Consider the following 12,902-nt stretch of genomic DNA (forward strand, 5'->3'; position numbering starts at 1 on the left):
AGCACGCCCCCATGACCTATTTCGTGACCGGCGCCACCGGTTTTATTGGCAGCAATCTGGTGCAGACCCTGCTGAAGAAGCGCAAGGGAAAAATCTATGCACTGGTGCGCAAGGAGTCGCTGGATAAGTTCGACAAGGTCAAGGCGCGATGGGGCAAGGATGCCGACCGCGTGGTGCCGGTCGTCGGTGAGCTTGGCAAGACGAAGCTTGGCGTATCGGCCAAGGACATCGCGGAACTCAAGGGCAAGATCAAGCATTTCTTCCATCTCGCTGCCCTGTACGACCTGAAGGCAACGGCCGAGGAGCAGCTCGAAGCCAACGTCAACGGGACCCGCCACGCCGTGCAGTTTGCCGAGGCAGTCGAGGCCGGCATCTTCCACCATACCAGTTCCATTGCTGCCGCGGGCCTCTATGAGGGCGTGTTCTCGGAAGACATGTTCGAGGAAGCCGGCAAGCTGAACCACCCCTACTTCCGCACCAAGCACGACTCAGAAGCCATCGTCCGCCGCGAGTGCAAGCGCAATTGGCGCGTATATCGCCCCGGCATCGTGGTAGGTAGCTCGGAGACCGGCGAGATCGACAAGATCGACGGCCCATACTACTTCTTCAAGGTGCTGCAGAAGATGCGCCGCATCATGCCGCCATGGATGCCGGCGATCGGCATCGACGGTGGGCGTATCAATATTGTTCCGGTCGATTACGTAGTTGCCGCCATGGATCACATCGCCCACCTGAACGGCCACAATGGCGAGTGCTTCCACCTGACCGACCCGGACGCCAAGCGCGTGGGCGAGGTGCTGGCCATCTTTGCCGAAGCCGCGCACGCCCCCAAGCTGACGGTACGGATCAATCCGTCCATCTTCGGCTTTATCCCGAGCATGTTCCGCCAGGCGATTGCATCCCTCACGCCGGTACGACGGGTGCGCGACGCCGTCATGCGCGACCTGGGCTTGCCACCGGACATCATGAATTTCGTGTCCTACCCGACCCGCTTCGATAGTCGCCAGACCCAGAAGTTGCTCGCAGGCAGCGACATCAAGATCCCGGCCCTGGAAGACTACGCCTGGAAACTGTGGGACTACTGGGAACGCCATCTCGACCCGGACCTGTTTATCGACCACACCCTGGGTGGCGTGTCGCGCGGCAAGAACATCCTGATCACCGGCGGTTCGTCCGGCATCGGCCAGGCCAGTGCGATCAAGCTTGCCGGCGCCGGCGCCCACGTGATCATCGTCGCGCGGGACATGGAGAAACTGGAAGCCACCAAGAAGGATATCGAAGCCTGCGGCGGCAAGTGCTCAATCTATTCCTGCGACCTTTCCAGCCTGGAAGCCATTGACGAACTGGCCGCCAAGGTCCTGAAGGACCATGGCCACGTGGATGTGCTGATCAACAATGCCGGCCGCTCGATCCGTCGTGCGGTGGAAAACAGCTACGACCGCTTCCATGATTTCGAGCGCACTATGCAGCTCAATTATTTCGGCAGCCTGCGGCTGACGCTCGCCTTGCTGCCCAGCATGAGCCTGCGCAAGTCGGGTCAGATCATCAATATCTCCAGCATCGGGGTACTGACCAACTCACCACGCTTCTCGGCCTACGTGGCCTCCAAGGCGGCACTCGATGCCTTCACTCGCTGTGCGGCGAGCGAATACTCCGATCGTGGCATCTACTTCACCACGATCAACATGCCGCTGGTACGGACCCCGATGATCGCGCCGACCGACATCTACAAGAACATGCCCTTCATCATCGGGCCGGAAGATGCGGCTGACATGGTGGCCCAGGCCGTCATCTACAAACCGGTCCGGGTCGCATCCGGGCTGGGCATCTTCGGCCAGATGATCCATGCGCTCGCACCACGTGTCGCACAGATCATCATGAACACCGCCTACCGTATGTTCCCGGATTCGACTGCCTCCCAAGGCAAGAAGGATGGCAATGGCCAGGAACTGACAGCCGATCAGTTGGCCTTCATGCAGATCATGAAGGGTATACACCTCTGATCCGCCCAGCAGTCCCCAATAAAAAACGCAGGCATCATGCCTGCGTTTTTTTGCGTCCATCCGTCCGGACGGATGCAGACTCTCAGCCGAAATGCTGGCCCAGGAACTTGCGTACCTCGGCTTCGATGCGTGGCTGAAGCGCGCTGAGCAGAAAGCCGAGCTTGGCCACGACCACTACCTCGGCCGGCGCCACCGTCAACTGCCCCGCTACGCCCGAACGCTGGAAATGCAGGACATCGCCGTCCCAGCGATAGTCCATGGAGAATTCCTTCTTCATTTCCTCGGCAACCTGTTGCGCCAGTTGGCGTGCTTCATCGTGGGGCTTGTTGTGGGGGTACTGGATATGGATGGACATGGAGACTCCAGAAAAAGAATGATCGGTCAGGCTGCTGCATGCAGATAGCTTAGCGCCAAATGGCCTGGCTGCCAGCCCTTGTTCAGTCGCCGACCGATCAGGCGATGGCGATATCGAAAGGATACGGGTCCCGGCTCAGGATGTTTTCCAGTATCCAGGTCTCGCGATTCCGAATCAGATCAAGGAAATCATCGGCCCCCTGCATCTTCAGGAAAGCGGCAACGCCACGCTCCAGGAAATCCTGCAGCTCGCCCAAACCTGCGAGGTGTGCCGGTTTGTGGGCAAGCTTGAGCGCCATCTGTACCAGTGGTTTCTGCACCACCACGTCCAGTTCCCGGCCAAGTACATCCACCAGCGCAATCTGTTCACGCCGCTCGGCTTCGTTCCTGCAGCGGCGGTAGGCCTCTGCATAGCTATCGGCATCCACGTCGTCCAGTTGCATCTCGTTGAACAGCATCTGTGCCATCTGCTCATCGAGCTGGTGGCTCAGGCGATTGAGATGCAGAGCACTCTGTATGGCCTGCATGGCCCGCTTTGGCAATAGCGCACGCATCCGCGAAACAATGCGTTCACCGTCTTCGTCTCGCTTGGAAAAGTCCCTGGGACCATACAGGTCGGTCAGGAAGAATTCGGCAGCCTTGCCGTAACGGTCACTGGCCAGCAGGTCCGCATAAGTCGTCGTCAAGCGTGCCGCTTGCCAGCGCGCCAACAGGTATCGGGGGCGGGATAAGCCACTTTGGGCAATGGCATCGTCAAGAGGTGTGGTCATGCTGTGGCAAAAAAGTGATGGGTGTAAATCGGACAGCGTGGCGCAGATACCAAGGAGCATGCCCCGTATTGGCGGGCATTTGCACCGAATCAGGGCATGGACGCAACGTTGCACCGACACAACAGTGTGGTTAAGACACCCAATTGACATTGGGAAAGACAATAAAAAACTGGCACTTAGCGCAACTCCATTCCGATAATCCACTCCAAGACGAGCTGCTGAATGCGCCAGTCGGGGCTTGAATCCCTAGCTGAGCACCGCGCCGATTATAGAGAGCTGCCAGCATGAGCAGCACTTGGGAGCAAGTAATTCGGAACTGGGTTCCCCCCGTTTTTCAGGATTCATCATTTTCACTTTAACAGGAGCACACCATGGCCAAGTCCCTCAAGAAAGCCTCTGAAGAAAAACAGTACGCCCACGTCATCCTCGAATCCGCCAACCAGATCTGGCTGGCCGGCCTGGGCGCCTTTGCCAAGGCACAAGGCGAAGGCGTGAAAGCATTCGACGGCCTGGTTGAGGCCGGCAAGCAAGTTGAAGAAAAGAGCCGCAAATCGGCTGAGGAGAAAGTCGTGGCCGTAACCAGCAAAGCAACCGAGACCTGGGACAAACTGGAACAAGTATTCCAGGACCGCGTAGCCCGTGCGCTGAACGCCCTGGGCGTACCGAGCAACAAGGATCTGGCCGACCTGAACAAGCGCATCGACGAACTGAACAAGAGCGTCAATGAACTCCTGAAAAAGCAAACCGCCAAGCCGGTCGCCGCCAAGGCCGAGACCGTGAAGCCGGCCGTTGCCAAGACCGCTGCTGCCAAGCCCGCCGCCAAACCGGCTGCCAAGGTTGCAGAAGTCAAGCCCGCCGAGAGCAAGCCGGCTCCCAAAGCCTGATCATTGCTGATCCGGTCTGCCTGAAAAACGGGGCGGTGCGTGCAACGCCCGCCCCGTTCTCATGGCGATCGCAAGTGGGGTGATGGTTGGCATGCCTGCCAATCAAGCAATTGCTCTACAATCCTCACCCTGTCCTCTGGAGTTGTCTCTCATGCCTCGCCGTCAGCCCCCTCCCGCTAAACCTTCCATTGGCATCAACCTGGCGGCCGGTGGCCCCCTGGGTGCCATCTATGAGGTGGGAGCACTGTGCGCGCTGGATGAAGCCCTGGTCGGACTGGATTTCAACGACCTTGATGTCTACGTCGGCGTCAGCGCCGGTGGTTTTATCTCGGCGGCACTGGCCAACGGCATCACGCCGACCCAGATGTACCGCATTTTCATCACCAACACCTCGCGCGACATCCCCTTCAAGCCCGATCAGTTCCTGCGCCCAGCCTACCGCGAGTATTTCCAGCGCGCGCTGGCCGTACCCGAACTCGTCTTCGATGCCTTCTGGGAATTCGTGACCAGCCCCCGTCAGGTCGGCCTGACCGGCGCCTTCATGCAACTGGCCAACGCCATCCCGACCGGGCTCTTTGACAACAGCGAGATCGATCGCTTTCTCAACCGTGTCTTCACCAGCGGTGGGCGGACCAATGATTTCCGAAAGCTGAAAAGCAAGCTGTACATCGTCGCGACCGATCTCGACACCGGACATTCGGTCAAGTTTGGCAGCAAGGGACACGACCATGTGCCGATCTCCAAGGCAGTACAGGCCTCCGCCGCCCTGCCCGGCCTGTTTCCGCCGGTCGAGATCGAAGGCGACCACTATGTGGACGGCGCGCTCAAGAAAACCCTGCACACCTCGATCAGTCTGGATGAGGACGCGCAACTGGTCATCTGCATCAACCCCATCGTACCGTTCGATGCCCGGCAGGCACCCAAGGGCCATGGCCACCCGAACAACCGTGATCGCCTGATCCGCGGCGGTCTGCCTGCCGTACTGTCGCAGACCTTCCGCTCCATCATCCACTCCCGGATGCGCGTGGGTATGCAACGCTATGCGCAAAGTTATGAAGGCGCCGACATCATCCTGTTCGAACCTAGCCATGGTGACGAGGAGATCTTCTTCTCCAATGTGTTCAGCTACTCGGACCGGGAGAATATGTGCGAGCACGCCTATCAGCACACGCGTGAAGACTTGCGACGCAGGGCGGACGAGCTGGAGCCGATACTTGCCCGGCACGGCATCGGCCTCAACCGGGAATGCCTGGAGGAAGACCGCTGGCTATCGCGGCAGGCGCATGGCCGCTACTGGCGCAAGTTTGATGGCCGGCAACCAGATACGGCCATCGACAAGCTCTATCACACGCTGGATGAGCTGGATCGTTACCTGAAGGCAGGCAACTGAGTACCTGCATTGCTCGACGACTCCATGAAAAAACCGGCATATCCGCCAGCTTTTTTCATGGAGAACCTGAACCTCAGTCCTCGAAATGCGCCTCGATGTAACTCACATAGGCCGCATGCAGAATCTGCATCTGCTCCTCCAGCTTGGCCATATCGCGCGCCTTCAAGGCCTCGATATAGGTCCTACGGGAAGGGGCATTGGTCAAACGCCCATTGCTGATACGCATGACCTCGGCGTAGTAACGAATGGCGCGCTTGAGGTTGGTCTGGATCATGTCCAACAGCAAGGGACGGTTTGCCTTGGACAACAGTACAGCGTAGTACTCGTTGAGCTTTTCCATCATCAGGCTGGCATCCGCCGCCCGCGGTGACTCCATGTCGTCGGTGAGATCGACCAGTTTGGCGATCTGCTCTTCATCCAGCAACGGCATGGCAATACGGAAAGCCAGAGCCTCCAGCGAGTTGCGAATGTCAGCAATATCCGCTGCCTCGCCCTTTTTCAGCCGCGCGACGATAGCGCCACGATAGGCAAAATACTCGACCATGCCTTCCACATGCAGGCGCTGCAGCGCTTCCCGCAGCGGAATGGGGCTTACACCATAGCGATTTGCCAGCTCTACCTGCTTAAGCGGCTCACCGGGCGCCAGCACACCGCGGAAAACATCTTCCCGAATTGCCTGGACAATCTTGTCGACCAATGTACTCATCGCGGAGGGACCGAGCCGGTTAAGGGCTCATTGCTGCTGATTGAAAGCGTTCGAGTGTAACAAACCATCTGGTATTTTTACCCCCCTAAAAGTAGGGGTTTACCCTTATTTTCAAAGTTATTTAAGGTAATGTTAATAAACTATCGTGGCGACTGCGGCAGCCGCAGAAAGTTCCATCAACTCACTTGGGCAAACTGGCTCAGCTTCAGGTAAGCTATCGCGCTCGTTCTGCCACGCCCCAGGACGAAACCCCGATTTTTCCTTGATAATCATCACCTTGCGGCAAAAAAACACAATATATGCCAACGCATAAGTAAAATTGCGTCGCAACATGCCTCGCGCATAACGCGCGGGCGCAGTATGATAAGGTCGCACTGACTATTTATTACGCTGTAGTGGCGAGCAAGCGAACTTGGGTATAAATCGGGTATCAAATCAATAGCTAAGGTGCGCCGGGGCATTCGACATATCTGCCCTGGACGCCAAACATGACAGACCGATAACACAGGGCAATCCGGCGGGAAGCAACCATGAAATTATTCGACAAGATCTTTAACCCACGCGACGTGCGTCGCAAACTGGGCATGAACCAGCAGGAGTTCTGGACCAAGATCGGTGTGACGCAAAGCGGTGGTTCGCGCTATGAAAGCGGCCGCAACATGCCCAAGCCGGTTCGCGAACTGCTACGCCTTGTGCATGTCGAGCAAGTCGACCTGTCGCGTGTGCGCAAGGAAGACTTCGAGATCATCGATTATCTCAAGGAACACCATCCAGACCTGTACAAGAGCCTGCAAAAGGCCGTGAAGCAGCGTCAGGAAAATGACGCCACGGGCGAAGAGTCTGCCAGCTAAGGCCTACCTGCCTGCCGCGTGGACAGCAAAACGCGCATCGATCGATGCGCGTTTTTCGTATGTCCAGCCCGACATACCGCCCCTACAAATCAGACGCTCAGTTTGACGGGTAAGCCGAGCCGCTCTATGCGAGCAGCAAAGCCACGCATCCAGTCTTCCGGCAGGGCGGACAGGCGTGGTGCTTCAGGTTGAGTGGAGGCTCGGGCCAGGCCGTACAGCAACACACCGGCAGGCTGTGCACCCTGCTCCATGGCCTCCTGCAAGAGTCCCAACCAGGCCAGTTGCTCAGTCTCCGTCGGCGCCTGCCCATCAATGGCGAACATGCAGGTCTGTATCCAGGTACTGCAGTTATCGGTCGCAGCCTTGAGATGGCGCTTGACCTGTGCGGGTGTCAGGGCGATCTGGTTGACCTCGCTCATGCCATCTACCGGCGCACGGTCAAACTTGAACCAGACTTCGCCATTCATTTGCTGCATCTGCGCCAGGGCATCCTGCACTGCCGACTTGTACAACTGGCTGCCATTGGTGATCAGTACCAGCTTGATCTTGCCCAGCAAGCCAAATTGCGCCAACTGACGGTGCAGTATCTGAATGACCGCGGCGAACTGCCGGCTGGATGTCGGCTCGCCATTGCCAGACAGCGCCACGTCATTCAGGCGCCGGACTTCTTCTGGCACGTTGCGCTGCATGAAATCGCCGTTGACGATATCGTCAAGCATGCTGGCGAGCTCTGCCTCAAGCACTACAAGATCCAGCACCGGCGCGTTGCCGCGCGTCAGATCCGGCACCTGGCAGTACACGCAGCGCCAATTGCAGGCATTGTTGGGGTTCAGATTGACCCCGACGGAAACACCGCCCGCACGACGCGACACCACCGGATAGATATATTTGAAGCCCAGGATATCCCGGCGGTGATCCGTAACGGCCAGCGGGATGACAGGCTTGAGCGTACTTTCAGACACTATTTCTTGCGCTTGATTGGAATGATGAGCACCGGAACCGGTGCATGCCGGACCACACCTTCCGCGACACTGCCCAGTAGCAGGTGATCGAGTCCGGTCCAGCCATGGGAGCCCATGGTGATGATATCAGCCGGCCAGCTTTTAGCATCTTCAATGATGGCGGCCGAGATCGAGCCGCCCCACATTTCGATCAAGGCGGTTTCCGCCTGTATATCGTTTTCCAGCATCAGTTGCTGCGCCGCCTCGAGCACCTTGCGCCCGCTATCGCGCAGATTGGTCTGCAATTCGCCGACATCGACGAACTCCGCCCCACCCCAGGTGAACTGGGCCAGGTCAATCACGTGGATCAGCCGGGTCTTACCGTGCTGGTCACAGCAAAAACGCGTTGCCTCGATCAAGGCCTGGCGCGAGGTATCGCTATCATCCACGGGTACGAGTATGCGCTGGTACATGGTGATTTCCTTTCTGCCTGCATGTGATCAAGGGATGCCACTATTGCCACTATAGCCTTCCGGTTGCCCCTCAGCCGCCGGGCGGCTTACACTCGGCCACATACAAGGATTGCTCTACACATGGCACGCGTCAAACTCGAACTACCGGCTCATTTCCCTTACTCCACCGCCATCGAGATCGGTATAGGCCAGATCAACTATGGCGGTCATCTCGGCAATGATTCCGCGCTGACCCTGGTACATGAAGCACGCTTGCGCTTTCTGCGATCCATGGGGCTGACTGAATTGGACATTGGCGGCTTGGGTTTGATCCAGAGCGATGCGGTCGTGGTCTACAAATCACAAGCCTTCTGGGGAGAAACCTTGCAAGCAGAGGTTGCAGCCGCGGACTTCAACAAGTACGGTTGTGACTTGTACTACCGGTTCCGGCAGCAAACTTCCGGCCGTGATGTACTGCACGCCAAGACCGGTATGGTATTTTTCGATTATGGCAGCAACAAGCCTGCCGCTATCCCCGCAGTATTCCTCGATGCGCTCAAAGCACTCGATGTACAGGAGAACCCAGCATGATGAAGCGATACACCGCCAACAGCCCCGAAGCCATGGCACGGTTACTGGTAGTGCTGATGATGAGCGACGGCAATCTGGACCCGCGTGAGATCGATAGCCTGGAGACCTTGCACATCTATGAAGCGCTGGATATCAGCCGGCAAGGCTTCATTGAAGTACTGCATGCCTATTGCAACGACCTGAGCGACGAAGCCGACGAGCTGGGACGCATCAAGCTGGTCGACCGGCAACGGATCGACGATCTGCTCGACACCGTGACCGAACCCAAGAAGCAGTTGCTGGTGGCGACGCTGGCCCTCGACATGGCCAAGGCCGACAGGGTGATTTCCGAGCCTGAACTCGCGGTCTACAGTCATATGCTGGAACGCTGGCACCTGACGCTCGACGATATCGAAGACGCCTACGCCCGCTAAGGCTCGTCGTGCTCATGCACGGCGCAGCGGTAAAACCTGTATCTGCATCGAATAAAACGCCATAGAGCGCATCAGGAGACAAGCAGATGAATGGGCTACACGCCGCCTATGCCAGCCTGGAAAGGCTGGCCTTCAATACGCTTACCCGCAAGTTTGCCGGCTTGTTCGTACTGGTGCTGATCGAGCTGGCCTTGCTGATCCCCATCTACAGCAGCGGTGACGCCGCTCTGACCGCGCTGAAGACCGCCGGCGTCAGTGGTAGCGCATTTGACGCGGTGGCGGACAAGATCAACGCCCTCATTCTTGCGGTCTGGTGGCTGGCGCTCGCCAGCGCAGCCTTCCTGGGCTTCATGGTCTGGTACTACCGGCACCTGATCGTGCTGCCTATCCAGCGCATGATTGCCTCGCTCAATGAGCTATCCGGCAATGAAGGCGATCTCTCCCGCGATTTGCCCGCCACCACTCACGACGAGATTCGTGACCTGGCCACGGCTTACAACCGCTTTCTGGGCCGGCAGCGCGAAGTGATTGCCAGCGTGCAGGGCCTGACGGTACAGATCGCGGTGGAATCTGCGAAATCACTGAAGAACATTACCGACTCCACCACCAGCACTCAGCATCAGGCCAGCTTTGCCGAGCAGGTGATGGCGGCCAGCCAGGCGGCGACGGGCAGGATAGGCGAGGTATCGACCGAAACCCAGCATATTGCAGCCACCACGGCGCAAAACCTCAACCTTGCGCGCGACAGTTACACCGAGCTGCTGGAGGTTACCGGCAAGATCAAGCAGATCAGCGATGAGATCGGCGCATTCAGCGCCGTCGTGGCGGGGCTGAACAACCGCTCGGCAAGTATCAAGCGGGTAGCCGACCTGATACGGGAGATCGCCGAGCAGACCAATCTGCTGGCGCTCAATGCCGCCATCGAGGCTGCACGCGCCGGCGAGGCCGGGCGAGGGTTCGCGGTGGTCGCCGACGAAGTCCGTAAGCTGGCCGAGAAGGTACGCGGCGCGACCGAGGACATATCGGGCAATATCGACGCCATGCTGGGCGAGGTCGCCGCCACTCACGCGCAAACGCTGGCCATCAATGAGAGCGCCGGCAGCACCCGCACCATCGTTGAGCGGGCATCCAGCCACTTCGAAACCCTGGTCAGCGACTTCGAAACCACCAGCCGCAGCCTGGCCGAGATCGCCAGCCACGTTGACGACTTTGCCCATACCAATAGCGAGATCAATCAGCGCGTCGAGCATATCCATGCCGATAGCCTGGCCATCAATGAACGCATGCAGCGCTCCGCAGCAGCCACCCGTGACCTTACCCTGGTTGCCGATACGGTGCAGGAGCTGACCGGGCGATTCGTGCTTGGCCATGGCCCGCTGGATGCGGTGATCAGCCGCACCATTGCGGTACGGGACCAGATGCAGGCACGTATCGCAGCCCTCGCCAAGGAAGGCCTGGATGTATTTGACCAGCGCTACCAGCCAGTCGCCGGAACGGACCCGCAGAAATTCCTGACCACCTATACCGAGCGTTTCGCGCGGGAATTCCAGTCCGGCTACGATGCCCTGGTCAAAGCCACGCCGGGCGGCAAGTTCAGTCTGCTGGTCGATAGCCAGGGTTATGGCCCAAGCCACAACAGCTGGTACTCCAAGCCGCCGACCGGCGACAGGGCAACCGATCTGGTCAACAGCCGCGATAAGCGCCTGTTCAATGATCCGGCAGGCCTCAGGGCTGCCCGCAACAAGCAGCGATTCCTGCTGCAGACTTATGTGCGTGACACCGGTGAGATCATGACCGAACTCGACCTGCCCATCCTGGTCAATGGTCGCCACTGGGGCGGCCTGCGGCTGGGTTTCGATGCCGCAACCCTGCTGAAGGACGGCAAGTAGGCGCTCGCCGCCCTGCTCCCGACGTTCCCTAGTGCCGCACGGCGACAATACTCCCTACAATTGCGGCATTCGCCAAGGATGCCCCATGAGTCAAACGAGTCGCTTTACCGGTACCGACAACTACATCGCCACGCCCGACCTGATGCTGGCAGTCAACGCTGCCATCACGCTGCAGCGCCCCTTGCTGATCAAGGGCGAACCCGGCACCGGCAAGACTTTGCTGGCCGAGGAGATCGCCCGTGGCCTGGGCGCCCCGCTGATCAGCTGGCACATCAAGTCCACCACCAAAGCCCAGCAAGGCCTCTACGAGTACGACGCGGTATCGCGCCTGCGTGACGGCCAGCTGGGCGACCCGCGCGTCAGCGACATCGCCAACTACATCGTCCGCGGCAAGCTCTGGGAGGCATTCGAGAGCGAGCAGCAGGCCGTGTTGCTGATCGACGAGATCGACAAGGCGGACATCGAGTTTCCGAATGACCTGCTCCGCGAGCTCGACCGCATGGCGTTCGACGTCTACGAGACCCGCCAGACCGTCAGTGCACGCCATCGTCCCATCATCGTGATCACCAGCAACAATGAGAAAGAACTCCCGGACGCCTTCCTGCGCCGCTGTTTCTTCCATTACATCCGCTTCCCGGACAAGGACACCATGCGGCAGATCGTGGACGTGCACTATCCCGACCTGCATGAAGCCCTGCTGGCGGAAGCACTGGAGCTGTTCTACGCCGTTCGCGACCTGCCCGGCCTGAAAAAGAAACCCTCGACATCGGAACTGATCGACTGGCTGAAGCTCCTGCTAGCCGATCAGGTGTCGCCCGCCGCCCTGAAAGTCAGCGAAGGCTTGCCGCCCATGGCGGGCGCGCTGTTGAAGAACGAGCAGGACATGGGCCTGATGGAGAGACTAGTGAAGATGCTCCGAGCCCGTAGCAATGCCTAGCAGGCACTGGCGGGCCTGGCTTTATGCCGGGCTTCTGGCGATATGGCTGCCTGCCAACGCAAGCAGCTACGTGGTCGGAGTAGAGGATGTGGACTACTTCCCCATCTACAGCACGGCGGGCGGTACCTACCATGGCTACGCCCGTGATCTGCTTGACCTGTTTGCCCAGCACGAAGGCATCTCGCTGAGCTACCTTCCCCTGCCGGTCAAGCGCATCGCGCTCTACAACCAGCAAGGTAAATTCGACCTGATCTACCCGGACAACCCGCGCTGGAACACGGAGGACAAGCGCGGCGTGAGCATCAGTTACTCGGCCCCTACCCTGACGTTCCAGGACGCGATACTGGTCAAGCCCGAACGGCTGGGCCAACCGTTGCGCAGCCTGGGCATGGTGCGTGGCTTCACGCCGTGGAAGTTCCAGGACGAGATCAAGTCAGGCCGGATCAAGGTGGAGTCCGCGCCCGGCCCCCGCAACCTGCTGCAGATGGCCATGCTCGGCCGTGTCGACGGCGTCAACATGGCGGTGCAAGTGAGCCGGTTTCATTTGCGCCAGATGGGCAAGGACAATGCCCTGCTATCCGATACCGCCCTCATGCCCACGCGGGATAGCCAATACTTCCTGTCCAGTGCCCGCCATCCGGAACTGATTGTCAGGTTCAACCATTTCCTGAAAACCGAACGTCAGGCCGTCGAAGCGCTGCAGCTGCGCTATGGTTTCTAG

General features: G+C 59.0%; 15 protein-coding genes. 9 read left to right on the forward strand and 6 right to left on the reverse strand.

Translation table 11 applies throughout. The features are described from left to right. The first annotated feature begins 11 nt into the window (after positions 1 to 11). A complete protein-coding gene (locus ACYVHK_RS07890; protein ID WP_460529473.1) occupies positions 12 to 2,003 on the forward strand; it encodes an SDR family oxidoreductase in 1,992 nt (663 codons plus the stop codon). A gap of 82 nt (positions 2,004 to 2,085) precedes the next feature. Here ACYVHK_RS07890 and ACYVHK_RS07895 read toward each other — a convergent pair whose 3' ends face one another. Beyond that, a complete protein-coding gene (locus ACYVHK_RS07895) occupies positions 2,086 to 2,358 on the reverse strand; it encodes a polyhydroxyalkanoic acid system family protein (RefSeq protein ID WP_460529476.1) in 273 nt (90 codons plus the stop codon). 97 nt (positions 2,359 to 2,455) lie between these two features. Beyond that, positions 2,456 to 3,127, reverse strand: coding sequence for an FFLEELY motif protein (locus tag ACYVHK_RS07900; protein ID WP_460529479.1), 672 nt, complete (start codon positions 3,125 to 3,127; stop codon positions 2,456 to 2,458). 371 nt (positions 3,128 to 3,498) lie between these two features. Between ACYVHK_RS07900 and ACYVHK_RS07905 the strand changes: the two genes are divergently transcribed. Both ACYVHK_RS07905 and ACYVHK_RS07910 read left to right on the forward strand, forming a co-directional pair. Next, positions 3,499 to 4,011, forward strand: a complete 513-nt coding sequence (locus ACYVHK_RS07905) for a phasin family protein (protein ID WP_460529482.1) — start codon at positions 3,499 to 3,501, stop codon at positions 4,009 to 4,011. 151 nt (positions 4,012 to 4,162) lie between these two features. Beyond that, positions 4,163 to 5,401 (forward strand): patatin-like phospholipase family protein, encoded by a 1,239-nt coding sequence (locus ACYVHK_RS07910; protein WP_460529485.1) that lies wholly within the window; start codon positions 4,163 to 4,165, stop codon positions 5,399 to 5,401. A gap of 73 nt (positions 5,402 to 5,474) precedes the next feature. Here the strand turns inward: ACYVHK_RS07910 and ACYVHK_RS07915 are convergent, their stop codons facing one another. Beyond that, positions 5,475 to 6,107, reverse strand: a complete 633-nt coding sequence (locus tag ACYVHK_RS07915; protein ID WP_460529488.1) for a GntR family transcriptional regulator — start codon at positions 6,105 to 6,107, stop codon at positions 5,475 to 5,477. A 132-nt stretch (positions 6,108 to 6,239) separates the two neighbouring features. Beyond that, entirely contained in the window at positions 6,240 to 6,440 is a 201-nt protein-coding gene (locus ACYVHK_RS07920) for a hypothetical protein (protein WP_460529491.1), read from the reverse strand. A 197-nt stretch (positions 6,441 to 6,637) separates the two neighbouring features. Between ACYVHK_RS07920 and ACYVHK_RS07925 the strand changes: the two genes are divergently transcribed. After that, positions 6,638 to 6,958: a helix-turn-helix domain-containing protein gene (locus tag ACYVHK_RS07925; protein WP_460529494.1), complete on the forward strand. Its 321-nt coding sequence runs from the start codon at positions 6,638 to 6,640 to the stop codon at positions 6,956 to 6,958. Positions 6,959 to 7,047: 89 nt separating this feature from the next. Here ACYVHK_RS07925 and ACYVHK_RS07930 read toward each other — a convergent pair whose 3' ends face one another. Next, positions 7,048 to 7,920: a radical SAM protein gene (locus tag ACYVHK_RS07930; protein WP_460529497.1), complete on the reverse strand. Its 873-nt coding sequence runs from the start codon at positions 7,918 to 7,920 to the stop codon at positions 7,048 to 7,050. Then, entirely contained in the window at positions 7,920 to 8,372 is a 453-nt protein-coding gene (locus ACYVHK_RS07935; protein WP_460529500.1) for a universal stress protein, read from the reverse strand. Before ACYVHK_RS07935 ends, ACYVHK_RS07930 begins: the two co-directional genes overlap by 1 nt. Before the next feature lie 120 nt (positions 8,373 to 8,492). Between ACYVHK_RS07935 and ACYVHK_RS07940 the strand changes: the two genes are divergently transcribed. From ACYVHK_RS07940 to ACYVHK_RS07960, 5 genes are all read left to right on the forward strand, one after another. Further along, positions 8,493 to 8,942 (forward strand): acyl-CoA thioesterase, encoded by a 450-nt coding sequence (locus ACYVHK_RS07940; RefSeq protein ID WP_460529503.1) that lies wholly within the window; start codon positions 8,493 to 8,495, stop codon positions 8,940 to 8,942. Next, the gene (locus ACYVHK_RS07945) at positions 8,939 to 9,355 is read left to right on the forward strand and encodes a tellurite resistance TerB family protein (RefSeq protein WP_460529506.1); all 417 of its coding nucleotides are present in this window, start codon (positions 8,939 to 8,941) and stop codon (positions 9,353 to 9,355) included. The genes ACYVHK_RS07940 and ACYVHK_RS07945 overlap by 4 nt, the downstream gene beginning before the upstream one ends. Positions 9,356 to 9,441: 86 nt before the next feature. Beyond that, on the forward strand, positions 9,442 to 11,244 hold the full coding sequence (locus ACYVHK_RS07950; RefSeq protein ID WP_460529509.1) for a methyl-accepting chemotaxis protein: 1,803 nt from the start codon (positions 9,442 to 9,444) through the stop codon (positions 11,242 to 11,244). An 85-nt stretch (positions 11,245 to 11,329) separates the two neighbouring features. After that, positions 11,330 to 12,181: an AAA family ATPase gene (locus ACYVHK_RS07955; RefSeq protein ID WP_460529512.1), complete on the forward strand. Its 852-nt coding sequence runs from the start codon at positions 11,330 to 11,332 to the stop codon at positions 12,179 to 12,181. After that, a complete protein-coding gene (locus ACYVHK_RS07960; RefSeq protein ID WP_460529515.1) occupies positions 12,174 to 12,902 on the forward strand; it encodes a substrate-binding periplasmic protein in 729 nt (242 codons plus the stop codon). Before ACYVHK_RS07955 ends, ACYVHK_RS07960 begins: the two co-directional genes overlap by 8 nt.

The organism is Chitinimonas naiadis, from assembly GCF_054780835.1.

Excerpts from the sequence above, each read along its gene's own strand:
- ACYVHK_RS07910 (WP_460529485.1), top strand. The coding sequence starts at position 4,163 with ATGCCTCGCCGTCAGCCCCCTCCCGCTAAACCTTCCATTGGCATCAAC.
- ACYVHK_RS07895 (WP_460529476.1), bottom strand. The coding sequence starts at position 2,358 with ATGTCCATCCATATCCAGTACCCCCACAACAAGCCCCACGATGAAGCA.
- ACYVHK_RS07900 (WP_460529479.1), bottom strand. The coding sequence starts at position 3,127 with ATGACCACACCTCTTGACGATGCCATTGCCCAAAGTGGCTTATCCCGC.
- ACYVHK_RS07925 (WP_460529494.1), top strand. The coding sequence starts at position 6,638 with ATGAAATTATTCGACAAGATCTTTAACCCACGCGACGTGCGTCGCAAA.
- ACYVHK_RS07950 (WP_460529509.1), top strand. The coding sequence starts at position 9,442 with ATGAATGGGCTACACGCCGCCTATGCCAGCCTGGAAAGGCTGGCCTTC.
- ACYVHK_RS07920 (WP_460529491.1), bottom strand. The coding sequence starts at position 6,440 with ATGTTGCGACGCAATTTTACTTATGCGTTGGCATATATTGTGTTTTTT.
- ACYVHK_RS07955 (WP_460529512.1), top strand. The coding sequence starts at position 11,330 with ATGAGTCAAACGAGTCGCTTTACCGGTACCGACAACTACATCGCCACG.
- ACYVHK_RS07940 (WP_460529503.1), top strand. The coding sequence starts at position 8,493 with ATGGCACGCGTCAAACTCGAACTACCGGCTCATTTCCCTTACTCCACC.
- ACYVHK_RS07945 (WP_460529506.1), top strand. The coding sequence starts at position 8,939 with ATGATGAAGCGATACACCGCCAACAGCCCCGAAGCCATGGCACGGTTA.
- ACYVHK_RS07915 (WP_460529488.1), bottom strand. The coding sequence starts at position 6,107 with ATGAGTACATTGGTCGACAAGATTGTCCAGGCAATTCGGGAAGATGTT.
- ACYVHK_RS07935 (WP_460529500.1), bottom strand. The coding sequence starts at position 8,372 with ATGTACCAGCGCATACTCGTACCCGTGGATGATAGCGATACCTCGCGC.
- ACYVHK_RS07960 (WP_460529515.1), top strand. The coding sequence starts at position 12,174 with ATGCCTAGCAGGCACTGGCGGGCCTGGCTTTATGCCGGGCTTCTGGCG.
- ACYVHK_RS07905 (WP_460529482.1), top strand. The coding sequence starts at position 3,499 with ATGGCCAAGTCCCTCAAGAAAGCCTCTGAAGAAAAACAGTACGCCCAC.
- ACYVHK_RS07890 (WP_460529473.1), top strand. The coding sequence starts at position 12 with ATGACCTATTTCGTGACCGGCGCCACCGGTTTTATTGGCAGCAATCTG.